The sequence below is a fragment of the Pseudomonas promysalinigenes genome (assembly GCF_014269025.2).
Taxonomy (GTDB): domain Bacteria; phylum Pseudomonadota; class Gammaproteobacteria; order Pseudomonadales; family Pseudomonadaceae; genus Aquipseudomonas; species Aquipseudomonas promysalinigenes.
On sequence record NZ_CP077094.1, the window covers coordinates 4031000 to 4055437 of the forward strand.

28 protein-coding genes are annotated in these 24438 nt (G+C 60.9%); 13 read left to right on the top strand and 15 right to left on the bottom strand.

Annotation, left to right across the window (positions count from 1 at the left end):
* Positions 1 to 19: 19 nt before the first annotated feature.
* Both HU725_RS18295 and rlmF read left to right on the top strand, forming a co-directional pair.
* Positions 20 to 2866, top strand: a complete 2847-nt coding sequence (locus tag HU725_RS18295) for a valine--tRNA ligase (RefSeq protein WP_186477704.1) — start codon at positions 20 to 22, stop codon at positions 2864 to 2866.
* A gap of 176 nt (positions 2867 to 3042) precedes the next feature.
* On the top strand, positions 3043 to 3996 hold the full coding sequence (rlmF, locus tag HU725_RS18300) for a 23S rRNA (adenine(1618)-N(6))-methyltransferase RlmF (protein WP_186477703.1): 954 nt from the start codon (positions 3043 to 3045) through the stop codon (positions 3994 to 3996).
* Positions 3997 to 4047: 51 nt separating this feature from the next.
* Here the strand turns inward: rlmF and HU725_RS18305 are convergent, their stop codons facing one another.
* Positions 4048 to 4329 carry an HU family DNA-binding protein gene (locus HU725_RS18305; RefSeq protein WP_060478742.1) on the bottom strand — a complete coding sequence of 94 codons (282 nt, stop codon included), beginning with the start codon at positions 4327 to 4329 and terminating at the stop codon, positions 4048 to 4050.
* 393 nt (positions 4330 to 4722) lie between these two features.
* Here HU725_RS18305 and yejK point away from each other — a divergent pair, with 393 nt between their 5' ends.
* Positions 4723 to 5730 (top strand): nucleoid-associated protein YejK, encoded by a 1008-nt coding sequence (yejK, locus tag HU725_RS18310; RefSeq protein ID WP_060478743.1) that lies wholly within the window; start codon positions 4723 to 4725, stop codon positions 5728 to 5730.
* Here the strand turns inward: yejK and HU725_RS18315 are convergent, their stop codons facing one another.
* A complete protein-coding gene (locus HU725_RS18315; protein ID WP_060478744.1) occupies positions 5731 to 6015 on the bottom strand; it encodes a GIY-YIG nuclease family protein in 285 nt (94 codons plus the stop codon).
* Positions 6016 to 6070: 55 nt separating this feature from the next.
* Here HU725_RS18315 and HU725_RS18320 point away from each other — a divergent pair, with 55 nt between their 5' ends.
* Positions 6071 to 6943: a hypothetical protein gene (locus tag HU725_RS18320; RefSeq protein WP_186477702.1), complete on the top strand. Its 873-nt coding sequence runs from the start codon at positions 6071 to 6073 to the stop codon at positions 6941 to 6943.
* Here HU725_RS18320 and HU725_RS18325 read toward each other — a convergent pair.
* The 13 genes from HU725_RS18325 to HU725_RS18385 all read right to left on the bottom strand — a co-directional run bounded on the left by HU725_RS18325 (position 6922) and on the right by HU725_RS18385 (position 17470).
* The gene (locus tag HU725_RS18325; RefSeq protein ID WP_186477701.1) at positions 6922 to 7407 is read right to left on the bottom strand and encodes a nuclear transport factor 2 family protein; all 486 of its coding nucleotides are present in this window, start codon (positions 7405 to 7407) and stop codon (positions 6922 to 6924) included. The genes HU725_RS18320 and HU725_RS18325 overlap by 22 nt on opposite strands.
* A gap of 95 nt (positions 7408 to 7502) precedes the next feature.
* A complete protein-coding gene (locus HU725_RS18330) occupies positions 7503 to 8783 on the bottom strand; it encodes a CynX/NimT family MFS transporter (RefSeq protein ID WP_186477700.1) in 1281 nt (426 codons plus the stop codon).
* Positions 8784 to 8797: 14 nt separating this feature from the next.
* The gene (locus HU725_RS18335; RefSeq protein ID WP_060478748.1) at positions 8798 to 9448 is read right to left on the bottom strand and encodes a FadR/GntR family transcriptional regulator; all 651 of its coding nucleotides are present in this window, start codon (positions 9446 to 9448) and stop codon (positions 8798 to 8800) included.
* Between the two features lie 94 nt (positions 9449 to 9542).
* Positions 9543 to 10592: a histidinol-phosphate transaminase gene (hisC, locus tag HU725_RS18340; RefSeq protein ID WP_186477699.1), complete on the bottom strand. Its 1050-nt coding sequence runs from the start codon at positions 10590 to 10592 to the stop codon at positions 9543 to 9545.
* A 2-nt stretch (positions 10593 to 10594) separates the two neighbouring features.
* Positions 10595 to 11920: a histidinol dehydrogenase gene (gene hisD, locus HU725_RS18345; RefSeq protein ID WP_060478750.1), complete on the bottom strand. Its 1326-nt coding sequence runs from the start codon at positions 11918 to 11920 to the stop codon at positions 10595 to 10597.
* Between the two features lie 126 nt (positions 11921 to 12046).
* A complete protein-coding gene (gene hisG / locus HU725_RS18350) occupies positions 12047 to 12682 on the bottom strand; it encodes an ATP phosphoribosyltransferase (protein WP_060478751.1) in 636 nt (211 codons plus the stop codon).
* Positions 12683 to 12775: 93 nt separating this feature from the next.
* Entirely contained in the window at positions 12776 to 14041 is a 1266-nt protein-coding gene (gene murA / locus HU725_RS18355) for a UDP-N-acetylglucosamine 1-carboxyvinyltransferase (protein ID WP_060478752.1), read from the bottom strand.
* A 23-nt stretch (positions 14042 to 14064) separates the two neighbouring features.
* Positions 14065 to 14304 (bottom strand): BolA family protein, encoded by a 240-nt coding sequence (locus HU725_RS18360; protein WP_003255121.1) that lies wholly within the window; start codon positions 14302 to 14304, stop codon positions 14065 to 14067.
* A gap of 118 nt (positions 14305 to 14422) precedes the next feature.
* Positions 14423 to 14725: an STAS domain-containing protein gene (locus HU725_RS18365; RefSeq protein ID WP_186477698.1), complete on the bottom strand. Its 303-nt coding sequence runs from the start codon at positions 14723 to 14725 to the stop codon at positions 14423 to 14425.
* On the bottom strand, positions 14722 to 15369 hold the full coding sequence (locus tag HU725_RS18370; protein WP_060478754.1) for an MlaC/ttg2D family ABC transporter substrate-binding protein: 648 nt from the start codon (positions 15367 to 15369) through the stop codon (positions 14722 to 14724). Before HU725_RS18370 ends, HU725_RS18365 begins: the two co-directional genes overlap by 4 nt.
* A 9-nt stretch (positions 15370 to 15378) precedes the next feature.
* On the bottom strand, positions 15379 to 15864 hold the full coding sequence (mlaD, locus tag HU725_RS18375) for an outer membrane lipid asymmetry maintenance protein MlaD (RefSeq protein ID WP_060478755.1): 486 nt from the start codon (positions 15862 to 15864) through the stop codon (positions 15379 to 15381).
* On the bottom strand, positions 15864 to 16661 hold the full coding sequence (mlaE, locus tag HU725_RS18380; RefSeq protein ID WP_186477697.1) for a lipid asymmetry maintenance ABC transporter permease subunit MlaE: 798 nt from the start codon (positions 16659 to 16661) through the stop codon (positions 15864 to 15866). The genes mlaD and mlaE overlap by 1 nt, the downstream gene beginning before the upstream one ends.
* Positions 16661 to 17470: an ATP-binding cassette domain-containing protein gene (locus HU725_RS18385; protein WP_043213285.1), complete on the bottom strand. Its 810-nt coding sequence runs from the start codon at positions 17468 to 17470 to the stop codon at positions 16661 to 16663. Before HU725_RS18385 ends, mlaE begins: the two co-directional genes overlap by 1 nt.
* Before the next feature lie 245 nt (positions 17471 to 17715).
* Between HU725_RS18385 and HU725_RS18390 the strand changes: the two genes are divergently transcribed.
* The 9 genes from HU725_RS18390 to rapZ all read left to right on the top strand — a co-directional run bounded on the left by HU725_RS18390 (position 17716) and on the right by rapZ (position 24437).
* On the top strand, positions 17716 to 18690 hold the full coding sequence (locus HU725_RS18390) for a KpsF/GutQ family sugar-phosphate isomerase (RefSeq protein ID WP_186477696.1): 975 nt from the start codon (positions 17716 to 17718) through the stop codon (positions 18688 to 18690).
* Between the two features lie 15 nt (positions 18691 to 18705).
* Positions 18706 to 19230 (top strand): KdsC family phosphatase, encoded by a 525-nt coding sequence (locus tag HU725_RS18395; RefSeq protein WP_186477695.1) that lies wholly within the window; start codon positions 18706 to 18708, stop codon positions 19228 to 19230.
* 8 nt (positions 19231 to 19238) lie between these two features.
* Positions 19239 to 19811 carry an LPS export ABC transporter periplasmic protein LptC gene (gene lptC / locus HU725_RS18400; protein ID WP_060478759.1) on the top strand — a complete coding sequence of 191 codons (573 nt, stop codon included), beginning with the start codon at positions 19239 to 19241 and terminating at the stop codon, positions 19809 to 19811.
* Positions 19798 to 20322, top strand: a complete 525-nt coding sequence (lptA, locus tag HU725_RS18405; protein WP_008092470.1) for a lipopolysaccharide transport periplasmic protein LptA — start codon at positions 19798 to 19800, stop codon at positions 20320 to 20322. The genes lptC and lptA overlap by 14 nt, the downstream gene beginning before the upstream one ends.
* Positions 20323 to 21048, top strand: a complete 726-nt coding sequence (lptB, locus tag HU725_RS18410) for an LPS export ABC transporter ATP-binding protein (protein WP_060478760.1) — start codon at positions 20323 to 20325, stop codon at positions 21046 to 21048.
* A 174-nt stretch (positions 21049 to 21222) separates the two neighbouring features.
* The gene (locus HU725_RS18415) at positions 21223 to 22716 is read left to right on the top strand and encodes an RNA polymerase factor sigma-54 (RefSeq protein WP_186477694.1); all 1494 of its coding nucleotides are present in this window, start codon (positions 21223 to 21225) and stop codon (positions 22714 to 22716) included.
* A 78-nt stretch (positions 22717 to 22794) separates the two neighbouring features.
* Complete coding sequence (gene hpf / locus HU725_RS18420; RefSeq protein ID WP_060478762.1) at positions 22795 to 23103, top strand: ribosome hibernation-promoting factor, HPF/YfiA family; 309 nt, start codon at positions 22795 to 22797, stop codon at positions 23101 to 23103.
* Positions 23104 to 23115: 12 nt separating this feature from the next.
* Positions 23116 to 23580, top strand: a complete 465-nt coding sequence (gene ptsN / locus HU725_RS18425) for a PTS IIA-like nitrogen regulatory protein PtsN (protein ID WP_060478763.1) — start codon at positions 23116 to 23118, stop codon at positions 23578 to 23580.
* A 2-nt stretch (positions 23581 to 23582) separates the two neighbouring features.
* Positions 23583 to 24437 (top strand): RNase adapter RapZ, encoded by an 855-nt coding sequence (gene rapZ, locus HU725_RS18430; protein WP_186477693.1) that lies wholly within the window; start codon positions 23583 to 23585, stop codon positions 24435 to 24437.
* Position 24438: the final 1 nt, after the last annotated feature.

The following is a 24438-nucleotide window of genomic DNA, read 5'->3' on the forward strand; positions in this document are numbered from 1 at the left end:
GCACAGGGTCCCGCCGCGCATGGATAAGACCTACCAGCCGCACGCCATCGAAACTTCCTGGTACAACACCTGGGAGTCCGAAAACTATTTCGCTCCACAAGGTGCAGGTGAGTCCTACACCATCATGATTCCGCCACCGAACGTGACGGGCAGCCTGCACATGGGCCACGGCTTCAACAACGCGATCATGGATGCCCTGATCCGTTTCCGCCGCATGCAAGGCCGCGACACCCTGTGGCAGCCTGGTACCGACCACGCCGGTATCGCCACCCAGATGCTGGTTGAACGCCAGCTCGAAGCCAAGGGCCAAAGCCGCCACGACCTGGGCCGTGAAGCCTTCCTGGAGAAAATCTGGGAGTGGAAGGACCAATCAGGTGGCAATATCAGCCGTCAGATCCGTCGCCTGGGCTCGTCCGTGGACTGGAGCCGCGAACGTTTCACCATGGACGACGGCCTGTCCGAGGCGGTGAAGGAAGCCTTCGTGCGCTTGCATGAGGACGGCCTGATCTACCGTGGCAAGCGCCTGGTCAACTGGGACACCAAACTGCACACGGCCATTTCCGACCTCGAGGTGGAAAACCACGACGAGAAGGGCCACCTGTGGAACCTGCGCTATCCGCTGGCCGACGGCGCCAAGACCGCCGAAGGCAAAGACTATCTGGTGGTTGCCACCACGCGTCCGGAAACGCTGCTGGGTGACGCCGCCGTTGCCGTCAACCCGACTGACGAGCGCTACCAGGCCTTGATCGGCAAATTCGTCGAGCTGCCACTGGTCGGCCGCCGCATCCCGATCATCGCCGACGATTATTGCGATCCCGAGTTCGGCACTGGCTGCGTGAAGATCACCCCAGCGCACGACTTCAACGACTACGAAGTCGGCAAGCGCCACAACCTGCCCCTGCTGAACATCTTCGACAAGAACGCACTGGTGCTGTCCGCCGCGCAGGCCTTCAACCTCGACGGCAGCGTCAACGAGCAGATCGAAACCGGCCTGCCTGCCCAGTACGCAGGCTTGGACCGCTTCGTCGCCCGCAAGCAGATCGTCGCCGACCTCGATGCCCAAGGCCTGCTGGTCAGTATCGATGACCACGCCCTCAAAGTGCCAAAGGGCGACCGTTCCGGCACGGTCATCGAGCCTTGGCTGACCGACCAGTGGTACGTTTCCACCAAGCCTTTGGCAGAGCCTGCCATCGAAGCCGTGGAAGATGGCCGCATCCAGTTCGTGCCAAAGCAATACGAAAACATGTACTTCTCTTGGATGCGCGACATTCAGGATTGGTGCATCAGCCGCCAGCTGTGGTGGGGCCACCGCATTCCGGCCTGGTACGACGAAGCTGGCCAGGTCTACGTCGGGCGCAACGAAGAAGAAGTGCGTGCCAAGCACAAGCTGGGCAGCGATGTGAAGCTGCGCCAGGACGACGACGTGCTCGACACCTGGTTCAGCTCGGGCCTGTGGACCTTCTCCACCCTGGGCTGGCCGGAGCAGACCGAGTTCCTGAAGAAATTCCACTCCACCGATGTGCTGGTGACCGGCTTCGACATCATCTTCTTCTGGGTTGCGCGCATGATCATGCTGACCATGCACCTGATCAAGAACGAAGACGGCACCCCGCAGGTACCGTTCAAGACCGTGTACGTACACGGCCTGGTGCGCGATGGCCAGGGCCAGAAGATGTCCAAGTCCAAGGGCAACGTGCTCGACCCGCTGGACATCGTCGACGGCATCACCCTCGATGCCCTGCTGGAAAAACGCACCAGCGGCATGATGCAGCCCAAGCTTGCCGAGAAGATCGCCAAGCAGACCAAAGCTGAATTCCCGGAAGGTATCGCCAGCTACGGCACTGACGCCCTGCGCTTCACCTTCTGCTCGCTGGCCTCCACCGGCCGCGACATCAAGTTCGACATGGGCCGCGTCGAAGGCTATCGCAACTTCTGCAACAAAATCTGGAACGCCGCCCGCTACGTACTGGACAAGGGCGAGGACTGCGGGCAGAACGGCGAAGCCTACGAGCTTTCGCTGGCAGACCGCTGGATCATCTCGCAACTGCAACGCACCGAAGCCGAAGTCACCCGCCAGCTCGAGCAGTTCCGCTTCGACCTGGCCAGCCAGGCGCTGTACGAGTTCATCTGGAACCAGTACTGCGACTGGTACCTTGAGCTGTCCAAGCCGGTGCTGTGGGACGAGAACGCTCCGGTCGAGCGCGCCCGTGGCACCCGCCGCACCCTGGTGCGAGTGCTGGAAGTGGCGCTGCGCCTGGCGCACCCATTCATGCCGTTCATTACCGAAGAAATCTGGCAGCGCATTGCGCCGCTGGCTGGTATCGAAGGCAAGACCATCATGCTGCAGCCATGGCCAGTGGCCAATGAAAGCCGCATCGATGCGGCTGCCGAAGGCGATATCGAATGGCTCAAAGAACTGATGGTCGGCCTGCGCAACATCCGCGCTGAGATGAACATCGGCCCCGGCAAACCACTGCCGCTGTTCCTGAAGAACGCCAATGCTGACGACCAGCGTCGCCTGCAGGAAAACGAAGCGTTGCTCAAGAAGCTGGCCAAAGTCGAATCGTTCACGGTACTGGGCGATGCCGACGAGGCCCCGCTGTCGGCCACTGCCCTGGTCGGCGACCTGCAAGTACTGGTACCGATGGCCGGGCTGATTGACAAGGACGCCGAGCTGGCTCGCCTCAACAAGGAGATCCAGCGCTTGCAAGGTGAGGTTCAGCGCGTGGGCGGCAAGCTGTCCAACGCCGCATTCGTCGACAAGGCACCGCCTGCGGTAATCGAGAAGGAGCGCGCCAAGCTGGCTGAGTCCGAGCAAGCCCTGGCCAACTTCACCGAGCAGCATGCGCGCATTGCAGCGCTTTAATCTCTAGAGAGACCGATGGGCCCGCTTTGTGGCCCTTTCGCGACACAAGGCCGCTCCACAGAACGGCGCCGACTCTAAAGGCGCTACTGTTCTGCTGGAGCGGCCTTGTGTCGCGAAGGGGCTGCCCAGCAGCCCCAGGCTCCATAGCCACCGCTCGTATAGGGCTGGACACTGTCATGACTTCGAACAAACCCACCCTGCACCCGCGCAACCGCCATCAGGGCCGCTACGACTTTCCCAGCCTGATCAAGGCCCACCCAGACCTGGCCCGCTTCAGCATCACCAACCCCCACGGCAAACCCAGCATCGACTTCGCCAACCCAGAGGCGGTGCGTGTGTTCAACCGAGCCTTACTCAAGGCGCAGTATGGCATCCAGTATTGGGATATCCCTGCCGATTACCTGTGCCCGCCCATCCCAGGGCGTGCCGACTATCTGCATGTGGCCGCAGACCTGTTGGCCGCAGACAACGCCGGCGAAGTGCCGAGGGGCCCTCAGGTCAAGGCATTGGACATTGGCGTGGGCGCTAACTGCATCTATCCATTGCTAGGCCATAGCGACTACCGCTGGCGCTTCCTGGGCTCGGACATCGACCCGGTTGCGCTGGGCTCGGCCAAGGCCATCGTTCAAGCCAACGGTTTGAGCAAAGCCATCAGCCTGCGCCAGCAAGCCAACCGCAAATGCATTCTCACCGGCCTGCTGAAAACCGAAGAGCGCTTCGACCTGACCCTATGCAACCCACCCTTCCATGCTTCGCGCGAGGAGGCTACCCGCGGCAGCCAGCGCAAATGGAAGAACCTGGGCAAGCAAGACCCCAAGCGCAAGTTGCCAGTGCTCAATTTCGGCGGGCAGAACAACGAACTGTGGTGCGAAGGCGGCGAGATCCGCTTCGTTACCCAGCTGGTGGAGGAAAGCCAGCAATACGCGCAACAGGTGCTGTGGTTCACCAGCCTGGTATCCAAAGCCAGTAACTTGCCAGGTATCGAAGCGGCGCTCGAAAAGGCCGAAGCCAAGGCCGTACGCATTACCGAGATGGGCCAGGGGCAAAAGCAGAGCCGTATGGTCGCCTGGAGCTTCCTAGACGATGCCGCGCGCCAAGCCTGGCATGCCCGGCGTAAATCGCAGGCATGAAAAAACCGCGCCTGGGCAACCCGGGCGCGGTTGTGATCAACGCATCGACAATTACTTGTTGATGGCGTCGCTCAGGCCTTTGGCTGGAACGAACTTCACAACTTTCTTGGCAGCGATTTCGATGGCGGCGCCGGTCGAAGGGTTGCGACCGGTGCGGGCAGGACGCTCGGAGACTTTCAGTTTGCCGATACCTGGCAGAGTGATTTCGGCGCCGTTTTCCAGTTGGTCGGCAACGATCTGGCCCAGTTGCTCCAGTGCGTTACGCGCGGTGGTCTTTGGCGCGTCGATAGCTTCAGCGATATCGGCAATCAGTTGGTCTTTGGTCAATGCCATGGTGATGTTCCTTCCCTATCAAATTCAGTGGTTATGCAGCGTTCGACGACGTTATCGGGCCAGCCCCTGAACTGTGGAGGGCCGCGCCAATCGCGCATGTAGATGCGTAATCCGGCGTTTGGTTCGACACCGCGTGAGCACGCTGCCAGCAATGCGCCACACGGGGTGCGCAAGACCGCGCAAAGCTAACACAGGAATGGATAAATATCCGCTACCGGCCTCGATTTAGTGCAGGTTTTTCGGGGGTTTTGGGCGAAAAGCTACAAATTTGAACAAAAAACGAACAACCGACATTTCAGCCAACATCCGGCCACAGCACCACCTGTGGTCTGGGGTAAACTGGCCAACTTTTGCAGCGCGGCCTGCGGCCGCCCCGGACTTACCGAGAATTCCATGCCAATCCGTCATTGCATCGTTCACCTGATCGACAAGAAGCCCGATGGCAGCCCCGCCGTGCTCCATGCACGGGATAGCGAACTGGCCGCATCGGATGCCATCGAAAACCTGCTGGCCGACCTCAACGACAGCTACAACGCCAAGCAAGGCAAGGCATGGGGCTTTTTCCACGGCGAGTCCGGTGCCTATCCACTCAGTGGTTGGCTCAAGCAGTACCTGGAAGCCGAAAAGGACTTCACGGCATTCAGCCGCCTGGCGGTCGAACATCTGCAAAAGCTGATGGAAGAGTCCAACCTCTCCACTGGCGGCCACATCCTGTTCGCCCACTATCAGCAAGGCATGACCGATTACCTGGCCATCGCCCTGCTGCACCACAGTGAAGGCGTAGCGGTGGATGCCGAGCTGGATGTGAAGCCCTCGCGCCACCTCGACCTTGGCCAACTGCACCTGGCGGCGCGCATCAACCTGTCGGAATGGAAGAACAACCAGAGCTCCAAGCAGTACATTTCGTTTATCAAAGGCAAGAACGGCAAGAAGGTCTCGGACTATTTCCGTGACTTCATCGGCTGCCAGGAAGGCGTCGACGGCCCGGGCGAAACACGTACCCTGCTCAAGGCCTTCAGCGACTTCGTGGAAAGCGAGGACTTGCCTGAAGAGTCCGCTCGCGAAAAGACTCAGACCCTGGTCGACTACGCCACCACTCAGACCAAATTGGGTGAGCCAGTTACCTTGGAAGAGCTTTCGAGCCTGATCGACGAAGACCGCCCAAAAGCGTTCTACGACCACATCCGCAACAAGGACTATGGGCTATCGCCGGAAATCCCCGCTGACAAACGCACGCTCAACCAGTTCCGCCGCTTCACCGGCCGCGCCGAGGGCCTCTCGATCAGCTTCGAGGCGCATCTGCTCGGTGACAGGGTGGAATACGACGAGGCCGCCGGCACCCTCATCATCAAAGGCCTGCCGACCACCTTGGTGGATCAGCTCAAGCGCCGCAAGGACTGATCACCCGCCATCATAGGAGGCAACCAGAGCCTCCTTGGCCGATTTGCGCAACTTCTTCACCAGGCGCTCCTGACGCAGTGCTTCGCCCTTGTCGGGCCACTGTTCGACATAAACCAGTGCCTGCGCGGGGCTGGTCTTGAAATAGCGTGCGCCCTGGCCTTTCTGGTGGGCCACGAACCGCCGCTGAGGGTCATCGCTGACACCGCAATACAGCGAGCCGTTGGCGGCCCGCACCAGGTAGACATACCAAGGCTTCACTACCTCAGGCGGTATATTTTCACTCACGACGCTCGCTCTTTTCATCATTAGCTTGATGGGCCCAATTCAAAAGGGCTTCATCATGTTTCCAACACTAACCCAATTGCTGGTCAGCGCCACGCTGTCGGTTGCCGTGGCCAACGCCAATGCCTCTACCGGCACGCAAGTCGCCGCACAGATGCAGCGTAACTACGACTCGACCCCTACCCAATGTCAAGGCAATGCCGTACCCGCCCATGCCTGCTCAGGTGTGCTGCTGCGCAGTACCCGGCCCTCGCCCAAGTATCACACCTGGCATCACAGCCCCAACTCCAAAGCCAAAGGCGGCGTATCCTTCTCGTATCTGCGGGCAGATGTTCCAACCCTTCAATTGGCAGAAGATGGCCGCAGTGGATACACCTTGTATCCCCTGCTGCAACGACCCAAAGGCTCATTGCGGTACGAGCTGCTCTGCGCCTCGCCAACCGACAGTGACAGCTGGGAACGTGACAGGCACGGTTGTGGCAACAACCGCCAGAGCGCAGACGTACAAATGGCCTGCCATGAACGAGGCATCCTAACCGCCGAGGATTGGATCGAACAGTTCAGAGAAAACCCGGACTACAAAGCTCAGTGCACATTCGACATACAACGGGAACGGGTGCCAGAACGCGCCGATGCTTTTTATCAGAGCCTGCGGGTCAAGCAGCTTTATGGTAACGAAATGCCCTACCCCTGGAACGAGGTGATCATACGCGCGTGGGATGAAGATCGCTCGAGCACCTTGCCGATTCAGTCGTTCTTCTACATCGAGGGACCGGGGGGAGCTTTGCATCAGGCTCAGGCGGACCAGAAAGACTGGCACCGGACCAATGGCACCTTTATCCCGGTTATCCGCATCCGGCTACCCGCCACACTCCAAGAACGTGCTCAGTTCAGCTATCACGAAAGCGATCAGGCGGTGGCGCTGCCTTGACTGCGCTGGAACGCTCGCAAACCGTTGCACGCCTGCTGGCGCACCTTGTTCTGCAGCATCGGCGACCAGCCCAGCAGCAGCCCAGGTGCGCCCAAGGCCTGGCGTGACCAGCGCCACAAGTCGAAGCTGTCATCATGCTGGCAGATTTGCCCGTCGCGAATGACGAAACGCGCCTGAATATCATTGACCACGGTGCGGCCAGTCTGGCTGAACAGGTAGGTGGCAACCCAATGGGCGCACCCGCTGTGCAGGTCGGCCCGCACTTGGTCGAAGGTTAGCGAAAAGTCCTTGGCTCGGCTGGTCAGCATGCGCCACATATCACCAGCATCGCGGCCGCGCAGGGTACCGAACACCGGGTCGCTGAACACGATATCGTCGCTGTAGCAAGCCACCATGGCTTCTGCGTCCAAACGCTGAAAAGCCTGGTAGAAGCGGGTGATCACAGCACAGTTGGCATCGCTCATGGGCTTGTTGGTCCTTGCTCTGGGAAGCTGCACGATAATCCTCCCTGCCGGCATACGCCAGCGGGCGATCGCGCCAGATGAGCGCACCACAGGTGTCAGCGCTGCTCGCACGTCACCTGTACATGCAAGGCTCGCCCTGCCCCCAGCCCAAAGACTATCGCCCCAACGCCAAGCACGGCGAAGATCCAGCCCACTGCCGCCCAGCCACCGGTCAGGTCATGCACCAGGCCAACCGCGAACGGCCCCATGGACGCCACAGTGTACCCCACGCCCTGCGCCATACTGGAGAGGTTGGCCGCCACGTGGGCATCCCTGGAGCGCAGTACGATCAGCGTCAACGCCAAGGCGAAGGTACCGCCCTGGCCCAGCCCCAGCATCACCGCCCAGCCCCACAGCCCACTGATCGGTGCATACAGGCAACCGAACAGCCCCGCCAGCGTGACCAGCATCACGATCACGATTGCCAGGCGCTGATCCTTCCCCCGCGTGGCCAACCAAGGTGCGCTCAGCGAGCTGACCAGTTGCACGATGACTGACCCAGACAGCACCAGGCCGGCTTCAGTCGGGCTCAAGCCACGGCCGATGAGGATCGATGGTAACCAGCCGAAGACGATATACGCGAGCGACGACTGCAGGCCCATATAGAGGGTCACCTGCCAAGCCAGCCGGTCACGCCATAGCCCGCGCACCCGGTAACTGACCTTGTGCAGGCCATGGCCCTGCCGCGCTTGTGGCAACCAAACAAGCATGGCCAACAGCGCCGGAATCATCCAGAAGCCCAGGCCGAGGGCCCAGCTATCACCGAAATGCTGGGTCAACGGCACCGTCGCCCCCGCCGCCATGGCTGCGCCCAGGCACAGCGCCATGGTGTATACGCCAGTCAGGGTACCGGCGTGCTGCGGGAAGTCACGCTTGACGATCCCTGGCAAGAGCACGCCGATGATGCCGATGCTGGCCCCGGCCATCAGGCTACCGATGAATACACCGGCTACCCCCATGGCGCTACGCACCAGGATAGCCAATGCCAGCGTGAACAAAATGCCAAGGATCACCCGTTCGCTCCCCAGGCGCCGTGCAAGTGCCGGCGCCAGGGGTGCGAACAGCCCCAGGCACAGGACCGGCAGCGTGGTCAGCAAGCCGGCTGCGGAGGCACTCAGGCCAAGGCCTGCCGTGACCTGGTTCAGCACTGGCGCCATGCTCGACAATGCCGGGCGCAGGTTCAACGCCACCAGCACCAGCCCAAGCAGCAACAGCCATGGGCGGTGCAAGGCTGGGGGCTGTTGCTGCACCTGCTCGTCATCGGCCTCGGCGTCGATCAGCAGTTCTTCCAGGTCTGTAGCGCGGGTGGGCGCCTCTCGGGTCGTTGGATCAGTCATGGGCAGTTTTATCTTCAAGATTCGATAAGGGTCCGGCTGAGGGCCTTGGCCCGCTCCGGATCGCGTTGTTCGATGGCGTCGAGGATCTGCCCGTGCAGGTCGAAGGTCGCCTGACAGCGCGGCACGGTCGCCATGTTGTGTTGCAGCGCAGCGGCCACCACACCTGAAAAGTAGCGGTACAGCTCGCTCAGGGCGGGATTGTGCGCGGCGTCGATCAAGCGCTGATGAAACACCAGGTCGCAGCTGACATAGGCGTCGATATCGCCGTGAAAGTGTTCGGCACTACCCGCCAGCGCCGCGCGTAATGCACGCAGGTCTTCGTCAGTGCGGCGTAACGCCGCCAGGCCGATGGCCTCAACCTCCAGAATGTGTCGTGTCTCGCGAGCCTGTTCAAAGGTGCAACGCGACATGGCCTGCACCGCTTGCAACGGATCCTGGCAGGTGCGCAGGTAGCTGCCATCACCTTGGCGCACTTCGACCAACCCACTGAATGCCAAGACCCGCATGGCCTCGCGTACAGTGTTGCGGCTGATGCCCATTTCCAGCGCCAACACCGGCTCGGTGGGCAGGCGCTGGCCGACTTGCCAGTGGCCTTGCAGGATGCGTTCGCGCATGCGCTCTACAGCCAGTTCGACCAGCGAGCGCTTTGCCAATTCGTGACTCATTCCATTCAACCAATCATCCGATGAATTAATCAAGCCTAGTATTTCGAAGCATCGCCTGCCGGGAGCAGCCTAGCCCGCCCCCGGCAGGTGATCCTCAGTTCAGAGCATCAAGCAGTGCCTGATTCATCTCAGGTGTGCCAATGGTGATGCGCAGGAACTGAGCAATGCGCGCTTGCTTGAAGTGACGCACGATCACACCCTGCTCACGCAGGCGAGCGGCCAGCTGCGCAGCATCCTGTTGCGGATGGCGGGCAAAAATGAAGTTGGCCGCCGATGGCAGCACTTCAAAGCCTTTGGCCAGCAACTGCTCGACCAACGATTCACGGCTCTCGATCACCTGGCGGCAGGTTTGCTCGAAGTAAGCCTGATCTTCGAATGCTGCGGCTGCGCCGACGATCGCCATCCGGTCCAATGGGTAAGAGTTGAAGCTGTTCTTGATCCGCTCCAGTGCCTCGATCAAATCTGGATGCCCCACCGCCAGCCCAACCCGCAGCCCGGCCAAGGAACGTGACTTGGAGAGGGTTTGGGTGACCAGCAAGTTATCGTAACGGTCCACCAGGCTGATGGCGGTTTCGCCACCGAAGTCAATGTAGGCCTCATCAACCACCACCACCGACTCGCGATTGGCCTGCAACAACTGCTCGATCGCCTGCAACGGCAGCAGGCAGCCAGTGGGTGCGTTAGGGTTGGGGAAGATGATCCCGGCGTTGGGCTTGGCATAGTCGGCGATGCGGATCTGGAATTGCTCATCCAGTGCCACTTGCTCGAAGCCGATGCCGTACAGGCCGCAGTAAACCGGATAGAAGCTGTAGCTGATGTCCGGGAACAGCAGCGGGCCGCGGTCGTGCTGGAACAGGCCGTGGAAAATGTGCGCCAGCACCTCGTCCGAGCCGTTACCGACAAACACTTGGGCCGGGGTGACGCCATAGTAGCCGGCAACCGCCTGCTTGAGCAGGTCGCTGTTCGGGTCCGGGTACAGGCGCAGGTTATCGTTCAATTCCCCGCGCATGGCTTCCAGCGCCTTGGGCGATGGGCCATAAGGGTTTTCGTTGGTGTTCAGCTTCACCAGGCGGGCCATCTTGGGCTGCTCGCCGGGTACGTAAGGGACCAGTGCCTTGACGAAGGGGCTCCAGAATCGACTCATGTTCAGTTCCCCTTGCCTTGGGTCAAGATACGGTATTCGGCGCTGCGGGCGTGGGCGGTCAGCGACTCGCCACGGGCCAGAACCGAGGCGGTGTGGCCCAGTTCGGATGCACCTTGCTCGGAGCAGAAGATGATCGACGAGCGCTTCTGGAAGTCATACACCCCAAGCGGCGACGAGAATCGCGCAGTCCCGGAGGTCGGCAACACGTGGTTGGGGCCGGCGCAGTAATCGCCCAGCGCTTCGCTAGTGTGACGGCCCATGAAGATCGCGCCGGCATGGCGGATCTGCGGCAACCAGGCCTGTGGGTCAGCGACCGACAGCTCAAGGTGCTCAGGGGCGATGCGGTTGGCCACCTCGATGGCTTGCTGCATGTCACGCACCTGGATCAATGCGCCACGGCCGTTGACCGATTTTTCGATGATCTCGGCGCGCTCCATGGTCGGCAGCAGCTTATCGATGCTGGCGGCCACGCGGTCGAGGAACGCTGCGTCCGGGCTGACCAGAATGGCCTGGGCGTCCTCATCGTGCTCGGCCTGGGAGAACAGGTCCATGGCGATCCAGTCCGGGTCGGTCTGGCCGTCGCACACCACGAGGATTTCCGAAGGGCCAGCGATCATGTCGATGCCAACTTGGCCGAACACATGGCGCTTGGCAGTGGCGACGTAGATGTTGCCTGGGCCGACGATCTTGTCGACCTGCGGCACGCTTTCGGTGCCGTAGGCCAGCGCCGCGACGGCCTGTGCCCCACCAACGGTGAACACCCGGTCGACCCCGGCAATGCAGGCGGCAGCCAGCACCAGTTCGTTAACCTCACCGCGCGGGGTGGGCACCACCATCACCACTTCACCAACGCCTGCGACCTTGGCCGGAATGGCGTTCATCAGTACCGATGACGGGTAAGACGCCTTGCCGCCCGGCACGTAGAGGCCAGCACGGTCCAGCGGTGTGACCTTCTGACCCAGCACGGTACCGTCAGCTTCGGTGTACTGCCAGGAGTCCTGTTTCTGCCGCTCGTGGTAAAGACGCACGCGAGTAGCGGCTTTTTCCAGCGCTTCACGCTGAGCGTCAGTGATGCGGGTCAGGGCCAGTTCCAGGCGCTCACGGCCCAGGATCAGATCGTCGATGGAATTGGCGTCAACACCGTCGAAACGCTGGGTGAACTCCACCAGCGCGGCGTCACCACGTTCACGCACGGCCTTGATGATGTCGAGCACGCGCTGGTTGACCGCGTCATCGGACACACTTTCCCAGCTCAGCAGATGATCCAGATGTCGGGCGAAATCCGGGTCAGCAGCGTTGAGACGGGCAATTGCAGTGGACACGGTCATGGCGAGGGCCTCGATTATTAGCGAATGCTCAGGCGCCCTAGGCTACCAGTCCATCCGCGCGGGCACCCGAGAAAAATGGCTATGACGCGGATAGACGGGCGCGGCAGCTAAGGCCGCGCGCAGAACTTAGCCGCGGTGTCGCGATTCGACCGCTTGGCGCAGCGTGTCGATCAGGCTCTGGATGCGGGCGTGCTGCATCTTCATCGATGCCTTGTTCACCACCAGGCGCGAACTGATGGTGGCGATCAGTTCCTGGGGCTCCAGGCCATTGGCACGCAAGGTATTGCCGGTATCTACCACGTCGATGATCTTGTCGGCCAGGTTGATCAGCGGTGCCAGCTCCATTGAGCCGTACAGCTTGATGATATCGACCTGGCGACCTTGCTCGGCGTAGTAACGCTTGGCTACGTTGACGAACTTGGTAGCAACGCGCAGGCGCCCCTTGGGTTCGGGCGCACCGACCGCACCGGCGGTCATGAGCTTGCAGCGGGCAATCTGCAGGTCCAGCGGCTCGTACAGGCCTTGGCCGCCGTACTCCATCAGCACGTCTTTGCCAGCCACACCGAGATCGGCAGCGCCATGCTCGACGTAGGTCGGCACATCGGTAGCACGTACGATCAGCAGGCGCACGTCATCCTGAGTGGTGGGGATGATCAGCTTGCGGCTCTTGTCCGGGTTCTCGGTCGGCACGATACCGGCCTCGGCCAGCAATGGCAGGGTATCGTCGAGGATACGGCCTTTGGAAAGCGCGATGGTCAACATTGGAACGTCGGTCCTTAAGCGGCTACTGCCGGCCGGGCGACGCTCGCCCGACCGCATTCAATTCGAATGGCACATCCCTGTGCCAGCGGGCAACTAGCCCGGTACACGGCGGATTTTCGCGCCGAGCATCTGCAGTTTTTCTTCGATGCACTCGTACCCACGGTCGATGTGGTAGATACGGTCGATCAGCGTATCGCCTTCGGCGACCAGTGCCGACAGCACCAGGCTCGCAGAGGCGCGCAAGTCGGTGGCCATCACCGGGGCTCCTTTGAGGGCCGGTACACCGGTGACGATCGCGGTGTTGCCTTCGACCTGAATCTGCGCGCCCATGCGGTGCATTTCGTACACGTGCATGAAGCGGTTTTCGAAGATCGTCTCGATCACGGCACCCGTGCCTTCGGCGATGGCATTGAGCGAGATGAACTGCGCCTGCATGTCGGTTGGGAACGCCGGATACGGGGCAGTGCGCAGGTTGACGGCTTTCGGCCGCTTACCGTGCATGTCTAGCTCGATCCAGTCATCACCGGTGGTGAGGTCGGCGCCCGCTTCTTTGAGTTTTTCCAGCACTGCTTCAAGGATGGTCGGGTCGGTATCCTTGACCTTGACCCGGCCACCGGTCACGGCCGCAGCCACCAGGTAGGTGCCCGTTTCGATACGGTCGGGCATGACACGGTAGCTGGCCGAATGCAGGCGCTCGACGCCATCGATGGTGATGGTATCGGTACCTGCGCCCTGAACCTTGCCACCCATGGCATTGATGAAGTTGGCAAGGTCCACCACTTCAGGCTCGCGCGCGGCGTTCTGCAGTACGCTGCGGCCCTTGGCCAAGGCTGCGGCCATCATGATGTTCTCGGTACCGGTCACGCTGACGGTGTCGAAGAAGAAGTGCGCGCCGCGCAGGCCGCCTTCAGGCGCCTTGGCCTTGATATAGCCGCCTTCGACTTCGATGTTGGCGCCCATGGCCTCCAGGCCACGGATATGCAGGTCGACCGGACGCGAGCCGATGGCGCAGCCACCTGGCAGTGCCACTTCAGCCTCACCGAAGCGAGCGACCATTGGGCCGAGCACCAGGATCGAGGCCCGCATGGTCTTGACCAGCTCGTAGGGGGCTACCAGGGTCTTGATGGTACGGGGGTCGATTTCCACCGCCAGCTTTTCGTCGATCACAGGCTCGATGCCCATGCGCCCGAACAGCTCGATCATGGTGGTGATGTCGTGCAGGTGCGGCAAGTTGCCGACGGTAACAGGCCCATCGGCCAGCAGGGTCGCCGCGAGGATCGGCAAGGCTGCGTTCTTCGCGCCGGAAATGCGGATCTCGCCGTCTAGACGAGCGCCGCCAGTAATAATCAGTTTGTCCATTGGAGTCTCGCCGCCACGTTGGCTCAGGTGCGCTCAGCCCAGGCTGCGCTGCTGAAAAATTTCATGGTTACCGCGTGGATGCTGCCATTGGCGATCCACGGATTCAGATGAGCGTAGATCGCCTGCTGACGTTTGACCGGGCTCAGGCCAGCCAACTCGTCGCTGATCACGTTCAACTGGAAGTTGCAGCCTTCGCCTTCAACTTCGACCCGGGACCCGGGCAATTTTTCTTCAAGGAAGCTCTTAACTTCTACGGCCTGCATGCTCAACCTCAATCGGCGCCCGATGCGCACGGGTCGGCCATCATACAAAAAAGCCCCTCGCCTGCGAAGCCCAACGAGAGGGCACGCGACCGAGGGGCCTCGCTTTACCACCAATGCATCAGTTTGCCAGCACCTCGTCGAGGTCATAAACCCCGGCGATTTCGCGCATGTCTTCGGGCATCCCACGCACCTCGAAGGCCTTGCCGGCTGCCTGCGCGTCACGAATGAAGGCCAGCAGCAGCGACAGGCCGACGCTGGTCGAGCGCGCCACCGCCGAGCAATCCAGCACCAGCCGGGCCTCACGGCAACGCTCGATCAACGACTTGCCCTGCTTGCGCAGGGCCGGCCCGCTGCGGTAATCCAGCTCGCCAGCCAGGCGCAGCACGCCCGGCTCGGCCATGGTTACAGCGGCCTGGCTCATTTAACAGCCTTGTCTGGCGAGGTTTCGGCGGTCTGCTTGGCCTTGGCCACTTCGCCAGCCCAGCCATCGATGGTCTTGTCCAGGTCGTTGCCATTGCGCTGCATGGCATCGGCGAACTGATCGCGGAACAACTTGCCGACATTGATGCCGTTGACGATCACGTTACGCACTTTCCACTCGCCGCCGAGGTTTTCCAGGGTGTACTGCACCGGGTACACCGCACCGTTGTTGCCGGTGACCTTCATACCGACACTGGCGCGCTTGCCGTCGTCAGCCTTGGCCGGGTCGACGGTGATGCCCTGGTTGTTGTACTCCAGCAGTGCGTTGCCATAGAACTGCATCAGGCTGCGCTTGAAGTTCTCCTGAAAACGCTGCATCTGCTCGGGCGTTGCCTTGCGCGAATACTTGACGGTCATGATGCTTTTGGAAATGCCCTCGGCATCCACCACCGGCCCAAGGATGCGGTTCAGCGCGTCGTAGAACGCATTGGGATTGGCTTTGTACTGCTCCTTGTTGGCCTTCAGGTCGCCCAGTAGCTCGTTGGTGGTGCTCTGCACCACCTCGTGCGGCGATTGCGCGGCCAGCGCCATCAGAGGGAAGGCCGCCAGCAATACCAGCAAGCCACGTCGCAGGATCGAAATCATGGATACTCCTTAATTAGCCGGTTGTGCTTCTTTAGGTTCCTTGCCAACGGAATTGAGCAGGAACTTGCCAATCAGATCTTCCAGCACCAGCGCCGACTGAGTGTCGTGGATGGTCGAGCCGTCTTTGAGCACCTCTTCTTCACCGCCCACACTGATGCCGATGTATTTCTCGCCAAGCAAACCGGCGGTCAGGATCGAGGCAGTGGAATCGGTCGGCAAATTGTTCACCGACTTGTCCAGCTGCAGCGTTACCCGGCCGGTGAAGGAATCACGGTCCAGATCGATGGCGGTGACCTTGCCGATGGTCACACCCGCCATGGTCACCTTAGCTCTGACAGTCAAACCGGCGATATTGTCGAAGTACGCATAAACTTTATAGGTATCGCTGGTCGGGCTGGCCGACAGCCCGCTGACACGCAGAGCCAGCAGCAGCAGCGCCAGAATCCCGGCCAGAAGGAACAGGCCGACACCGATTTCCAGGGTGCGGTTTTGCATCAGAAATCTCCAAACATCAAGGCGGTCAGAATAAAGTCCAGACCCAGCACTGCCAGCGAGGCGTAGACCACGGTCTTGGTGGTGGCACGGCTGATCCCCTCTGAGGTGGGTTCGCAGTCGTAGCCCTGGAAAACGGCAATCCAGGTGGTGACGAAGGCGAACACCAGGCTCTTGATCAGCCCATTGAGCACGTCGTCGGTAAAGGAAACGCTGTTCTGCATGTTGGCCCAGAACGAGCCTTCATAAACGCCCAGCCAGTCGACCGCCACCCAGGAGCCACCCCAGATGCCCACCACGCTGAAGATCAGCGCCAGCAGCGGCAACGAGATGAAACCCGCCCACAGGCGCGGTGCGACGATGTACTTGAGCGGGTCGACGCCGATCATTTCCAGGCTCGACAGTTGCTCGGTGGACTTCATGTTGCCGATTTCGGCAGTCAGCGCAGAACCTGCACGGCCGGCGAACAACAACGCAGTGACTACCGGGCCGAGCTCACGCAGCAGGGTCAGGGCAACCATCTGCCCCACCGCCTGCTCCGAGCCGTACTTGGTGAGGATGCTGTAGCCCTGCAGGGCCAGCACCATACCGATGAACATGCCGGAAACCACGACGATCGCCAGCGACAGCACGCCTACCGAGTACAGCTGCTTGGTCAGCAACTGGAAGCCGCCACCGATACCGCCACGGCCAATCAGCGCATGGAACAGGAACAGGCACGAGCGGCCGAGCACAGCCAGCACGTCGATCGCCGAACGCCCGAGCAGGCGAATACGTTCGATTAAGGATTTTCTGCGCATCAACGCGCCCCCAGCAGATCGGCGCGGTAGTCAGGCGCAGGAAAATGGAAGGGAACCGGGCCGTCCGGGTCGCCCTTCATGAATTGGCGAATGCGCGGGTTGTCCGAGCCCATCAGTTCGTCAGGCGTGCCCTGGCCCAGCACCTGGCCATCACCGACCACATAGATGTAATCCGCGATACTGGCGGTTTCGGCAAGGTCGTGAGACACCACGATGCTGGTAATGCCCAAGGCATCGTTGAGCAGGCGGATCAGGCGCACAAGCACACCCATGGCGATCGGGTCCTGCCCGACGAACGGCTCATCATACATGAGGATCTGCGGGTCCAGAGCGATCGCCCGGGCCAGTGCCACACGGCGCTTCATACCACCCGAGAGCTCGTCCGGCATCAGGTCGATAGCCCCGCGCAGACCCACGGCCTGTAGCTTCATCAACACGATGTCGCGGATCATTTCGTCCGAAAGCTGGGTATGCACACGCAGGGGAAATGCGACGTTCTCGAACACATCGAGGTCGGTGAACAGCGCACCGCTCTGGAACAGCACGCCCATCTGCTTGCGCGCGTCGAACAGATCGCTGCGCGACAGGCTCGGCAGGTTCTGCCCGGCTACCCAGACCTCACCGCTCGAGGGCCTCAGCTGCGCGCCCATCAGGCGCAGCAGCGTGGTCTTGCCGCAACCCGACGGCCCCATGATCCCGGTGACTTTGCCACGCGGGATACGGATGTCGACATTGCTGAAAATGCTGCGCGAACCGCGCTTGAAGGTAACCCCCTTCAACTCGACCGCGTAGGCGCTATCCACACTCATCTAGACTCCTTGCTAGTGCAGCCTCGCACTCAGTGACGCCGGCCTTCATCGTGAAGACACATGCACTCGCGGCAGGCCGAATAGCGGCGAACTATAGCACCGCTGGGCATGCGCCCCAAGGCCATGAAACGTGTCATTCAGGGGTGCGACAGGGTTTGCAGACAATTGTTCAGACAATCGAGTGGGTGAGCCTTTCTTCCATTGCAGCTATAATCGCCGCCTTTTCATCAGGCAGTGCTTTCTACATGAGCCAATCCAACGAGCTGATCCAGTCCGCCCAGCGCACACTGCGCCTGGAACTCGAGGCCATACAAGGCCTGGCAGCCAGCATCGACGCGAACTTCGTCAAGGCCTGCGAGCTGATCCTGGCCAGCACCGGGCGAGTGGTTGTAGTCGGCATGGGCAAATCGGGGCACATCGGCAACAAGATCGCCGCCACCCTGGCCAGCACTGGCACGCCTGCTTTCTTCGTGCACCCGGCCGAGGCCAGCCACGGCGACATGGGCATGATCACCCAGGACGATGTGATCCTGGCGTTGTCCAATTCTGGCAGCACGAGCGAAATCGTGACCCTGCTGCCGCTGATCAAGCGCCTTGGCATCAAGATGATCAGCCTTACCGGCAACCCGGACTCACCATTGGCCCAGGCTGCCGAGGTCAACCTTGATGCGCGGGTCGCCCACGAAGCCTGCCCGCTCAACCTGGCACCAACCTCCTCCACCACTGCCGCGCTGGTGCTGGGCGACGCCCTGGCCATCGCCCTGCTCGAAGCGCGCGGCTTCACCGCTGAAGATTTCGCCTTCTCGCACCCAGGCGGCGCCCTGGGCCGCCGCCTGCTGCTCAAGGTCGAGAACGTCATGCATGCGGGCGACGAGCTGCCACAGGTCAAGCGCGGTACACTGCTCAAGCATGCGCTGCTGGAAATGTCCCGCAAAGGCCTGGGCATGACCGTGGTGCTCGAGCAAGACGGCAGCCTGGCAGGGATTTTCACCGATGGTGACCTGCGCCGCAGCCTGGACCGCAACATCGACGTGCATACCGCACTGATCGACGAAGTGATGACCGTACACGGCAAGACCGCCCGCGCCGAGATGCTCGCCGCCGAAGCGCTGAAGATCATGGAAGATCACAAGATCAGCGCCCTGGTGGTGGTCGATGGCAACGACCGACCGACCGGCGCTTTGAACATGCATGACCTGCTGCGCGCAGGGGTGATGTAACCGGGAGCGATGACGATGAACCAGAACCTGATGCAGCGTGGCAAGGCCATCAAACTCGCCGTGTTCGATGTGGACGGGGTGCTCACCGATGGGCGCCTGTATTTCCTTGAAGACGGCAGCGAATTCAAGACCTTCAACACCCTCGACGGCCATGGCATCAAGATGCTCATGGCATCTGGCGTGACCACCGCCATCATCAGCGGGCGCAAGACCCCGGTGGTCGAGCGCCGCGCCAGGAACCTCGGCATACCCCACCTGTACCAGGGCCGCGAGGACAAACTGGTGGTGCTCGACGGTCTGCTTGCCGAACTGGGCCTAAGCTATGAGCAGGTCGCCTACCTGGGCGACGACCTTCCGGACCTGCCGGTCATTCGCCGGGTTGGGTTGGGCATGGCAGTGGCCAATGCTGCACCTTTCGTGCGTCAGCACGCCCATGGCGTGACCGAGGCACGCGGCGGTGAAGGCGCCGCTCGCGAGTTCTGTGAACTGATCATGCAGGCCCAGGGCACCCTGGACGCTGCCAACGCCAACTACCTTTAAGGCTGCCCATGCTCAGCAAGAAAGCCCGCAACATCGCGCTGTTCGTGGTCATTGCCGCGCTGCTGGCGGCCGTCGGTTACTGGAATGTCAGCCCCGAGCGCTTCCTGGAAGAGCCAGCGGCGCAGGTCGACGAAAGCGCCATCGACTACTATGCGATCAACGCCCATAGCGTGCAGTTTCTGCCAGACGGCAAACTGCAGTACGAAATGACTGCCGACAAAGTCGAGCACCTCAAGGCCAGCGAGGTCACTCTGGTGACCACGCCAGACCTGCACATGTACCGCGGTACCCAGTACCCATGGCATGTGCAGAGCGTTCGCGCCGAGGTCAACCCTGACGGCAGCGAAGTCGAACTGATCGATAACGTGCGCATTGCCCGCACCGACGAAAAACAGCGCGATACCATCATCACCAGCTCGCGCATGACCGTATTCCCACAGAAGCAATATGCGCAGACCGAGCAAGCCGTTAGAATCGACGGCGCCGGTGGCACAACCACAGGCAAGGGAATGAAAGCGTATTTGAAAGAAAGCAAGATCGACTTGCTCTCTAACGTAAGAGGACAGTATGAGGCTCGTTAAAACCCTCCCCCTTTTGCTCAGCCTGAGCGCAGCACTGGGAAGCGCGAGCGCCTTCGCCCTGCCGACCGACCGTGACCAGCCTATCCGTATCCAGGCCGACAACGCGCACCTGGACGACAAGCAAGGCGTGGCCACCTACACCGGCGATGTGATCATCACCCAGGGCTCGATGATGATCAAAGGCAACACCGTCACCATGACCCGCGCCGCCAATGGCGACATCGACGTGGTGACTTCGGTGGGCAACCTGGCGTATTTCGAACAGCAGCAGAGTACGGCCAAGCCCGACAAGATGAAGGGGTGGGCGGTGACCATCCAGTACCAGGCGCAGAAAGACACGGTTATCCTCACTGACCGCGCCAAGGTCGAAAACGAAGGCAACACCACCGAGGGCGAGAAGATCGTCTACAACACCAAGTCCCAGGTTGCGACCGCCGGTCGCGGTGGCAACGTGACTCAGCCACGTCAGCGCATCGACATGGTGATCCAGCCTAAGAAGAAGGCCGAGTAAATGGCAACCCTCAAAGCCCAGCATCTGGCCAAGAGCTACAAAGGCCGGCAAGTGGTACGTGATGTCAGCCTGTCGATCGACAGCGGGCAGATCGTCGGCCTGCTTGGCCCCAATGGCGCCGGCAAGACCACCTGCTTCTACATGATCGTGGGCCTGGTGCAGGCCGACCAGGGGCGCGTACTGATCGACACCCTCGATGTCAGCCACCAGCCCATGCACGGGCGCGCCCGTGCAGGCATCGGCTATCTGCCGCAGGAAGCTTCGATCTTCCGCAAGCTGTCGGTGGCCGACAACATCATGGCCATCCTCGAGACCCGCAAGGACATCGACCGCGAGGGCCGGCGCAAAGAGCTGGAAAGCCTGCTCCAGGAATTCCACATCAGCCACATCCGCGACAACCTCGGCATGAGCCTGTCCGGCGGTGAACGCCGAAGGGTGGAAATCGCCCGCGCCCTGGCCACTGCGCCTAAGTTCATCCTGCTGGACGAGCCGTTCGCTGGTGTAGACCCGATCTCCGTGGGCGACATCAAGCAGATCATTCATCACCTCAAAGCCAAGGGTATCGGGGTGCTGATCACCGACCACAATGTGCGTGAAACCCTGGATATCTGCGAAACCGCCTACATCGTCAATGACGGTCAACTGATCGCCGAGGGTGACGCCGAGACCATTCTGGCCAACGACCTGGTCAAGGAGGTTTACCTGGGTCACGAGTTCCGACTCTGACCGCAGGTTCTGCCTGGAGCACTGGCACTGTGCCCCAGTGGGGGCTTAAGTTGTTACAGCGCTCTAGGCAAACGCTACATTTTAAGGCATAAAACTTGCTTGATTTGGCGCCCCGGCGCCCTCGTGTAGTGGATGGCGCATGCGCGCCGGCGAACAAGGTATTAAGCCCCAGCCATGAAACCATCGCTCGTCCTAAAAATGGGCCAGCAACTGACGATGACCCCGCAGTTGCAACAGGCCATCCGTCTGCTTCAGCTCTCCACCCTGGACCTCCAACAGGAAATCCAGGAGGCGCTGGAATCCAATCCCATGCTCGAACGTCAGGAAGACGGCGACGACTTCGACAACAGCGACCCCATGGCGGACAACGCCGAGAACAAGCCAGCCGCCGAAGTTCAGGAGACTAGCTTCCAGGAAAGCACCAGCAGTGCCGAAAGCCTGGAAGACGCAGAATGGAACGAGCGAATCCCCAACGAGTTGCCGGTCGATACCGCCTGGGAAGATATCTACCAGACCAGCGCCAGCAGCCTGCCAAGCAATGACGACGACGAGTGGGATTTCACTACCCGAACATCGGCCGGCGAAAGCCTGCAGAGCCACCTGCTGTGGCAGCTGAACCTGGCCCCGATGTCCGATACTGACCGCCTGATAGCTGTCACCCTGATCGACAGCATCAATAACCAGGGCTACCTGGAAGATACCCTCGAAGAAATCTGCGCAGGCTTCGACCCAGAACTGGACATCGAGCTCGACGAAGTCGAAGCAGTGCTGCACCGCATCCAGCAGTTCGAACCGGCCGGCGTCGCTGCCCGCACGTTGGGCGAGTGCCTGCTGCTGCAATTGCGCCAACTGCCGGCCAGCACCCCGTGGATGAGCGAAGCCCAGCGCCTGGTGACCGACTTCATAGACCTGCTCGGCAGCCGCGATTACAGCCAACTGATGCGCCGCATGAAGCTCAAGGAAGACGAGCTGCGTCAGGTGATAGAGCTGGTGCAGAGCCTAAACCCGCGCCCGGGCTCGCAGATCGAGTCGAGCGAGCCGGAATACGTGGTACCCGACGTGATCGTGCGCAAGGACAGCGAACGCTGGCTGGTGGAACTGAACCAGGAAGCGATCCCGCGCCTGCGCGTGAACCCGCAATACGCCGGCTTCGTGCGCCGCGCCGATACCAGCGCTGACAACACATTCATGCGCAACCAGCTGCAAGAGGCGCGTTGGTTCATCAAGAGCCTGCAAAGCCGCAACGAAACGCTGATGAAGGTCGCCACCCAGATCGTCGAGCATCAACGCGGGTTCCTCGACCACGGCGACGAAGCGATGAAACCGCTGGTCCTGCACGACATCGCCGAAGCAGTGGGCATGCACGAGTCGACCATTTCGCGGGTGACCACGCAGAAGTTCATGCACACCCCGCGCGGCATCTACGAACTGAAATACTTTTTCTCAAGCCACGTCAGCACCGCCGAAGGCGGAGAATGCTCGTCCACGGCTATCCGCGCGATCATCAAAAAACTGGTTGCGGCGGAAAATCAGAAAAAGCCATTGAGTGACAGCAAGATCGCTGGTTTACTGGAGGCACAAGGCATCCAGGTAGCCCGTCGCACCGTCGCCAAGTACCGCGAGTCTCTCGGCATCGCACCGTCGAGCGAGCGCAAGCGACTGATGTAGCGCCTGGTTGAGCCATAGCGTTTGTGGGGCAGGTGCAAGTCCTGCCTCTTTATGCACGGGCAATAAAGGAGAAGCTGTATGCAAGTCAATATCAGTGGACAGCATGTAGAAGTCACCCAGCCACTGCGTGAATATGTGCTCGAAAAGCTCGCGCGCGTGGAGAGTCACTTCGACAAGATCACCAACGTGCAGGTCATCATGAAAGTCGAGAAGCTGCAGCAAAAGGTCGAAGCGACCTTGCAGATTCCAGGCGGTGAAGTGGTTGCCAACGCCGAACACGAAGACATGTATGCAGCAATCGATGCCTTGGCCGACAAGCTCGACCGCCAACTGAAAAAACACAAGGAAAAACAGCAAAGCCTGCTGCAAGGTGCAGCCGCTCGCTGATCCCTCTCATCCATGATCCGACTTGAAACCATCCTGACCCCCGGCCGTTCCCTCGTGAACGTGCCGGGCGGCAGTAAGAAGCGCGCCCTGGAAAAGGTCGCCAACCTGATCGCCGAACAAGTTCCCGAACTTGAGATGCAAGACGTCTTCGAAAAGCTCATCGGTCGCGAAAAACTGGGTTCGACCGGCTTTGGCAATGGCATCGCCATCCCGCATTGCCGGCTTCCAGGCTGCTCTTCCCCGGTGAGTGCCTTGTTGCATCTGGATGCGCCCATCGACTATGACGCAATCGATGGCGCCCCGGTGGATCTGCTGTTCGTGCTGCTGGTGCCTGAGGCAGCCACCGACGCACACCTTGAGTTGCTGCGCCAGATCGCCAGCATGCTTGATCGCAAGGAGGTTCGCGATCGGCTGCGCGCCGCCGGCAGCAGCGAGGCCCTGTACCAGGTTGTCCTGGACGCACAAAACGAGCACTGAACATGCGCCTGATCATCGTCAGCGGCCGTTCCGGCTCCGGCAAGAGCACCGCCCTGGATGTGCTGGAAGACAATGGCTTCTATTGCATCGACAACCTACCTGCCGGCCTTTTACCGCAGCTGGCCGAAAATGCGTTGATCAACACCGAGTTACTGCAGCCGAAGGTGGCAGTGTCAATCGACGCGCGCAATCTGCCAAGCCACCTGTCCCGCTTCCCTGAACTGTTGGCCGATGCTCGTGGGCGTCACATTCAATGCGATGTCTTGTATCTAGACGCCGACGAAGACACGTTGCTCAAGCGTTTCTCGGAAACCCGCCGCCGCCATCCACTGACCAATGCCGATCGCTCGCTGGCCGAAGCGATCCGGGTCGAAAGCGAGCTGCTTGGGCCTATCGCTGACCTTGCCGATCTAAAGATCGACACCACCAGCCTTAACCTCTATCAACTGCGCGATTCGATCAAACTGCGCCTGCTCAACCAACCGGAGCCTGGTACTGCATTTCTGGTCGAGTCATTTGGCTTCAAACGTGGGATGCCGGTCGATGCCGACCTGGTTTTCGACGTTCGCTGCCTACCCAACCCCTACTGGAAACCCGAGCTTCGCGAACACTCTGGCCTGGAACAACCGGTCATCGATTACCTGGCCGCACAGCCAGACGTCGAAGAAATGTTCAGCGACATTTCCAGCTATCTGCTCAAATGGTTGCCACGCTTCGCGGCCAGCAACCGCGCCTATGTCACCATCGCCATTGGTTGCACCGGGGGCCATCATCGCTCGGTGTACATTACCGAGCGCCTGGGCCAACTGCTGCAGCAATCACTGAAAAACGTCCAGGTTCGCCACCGCGACCTCTAGC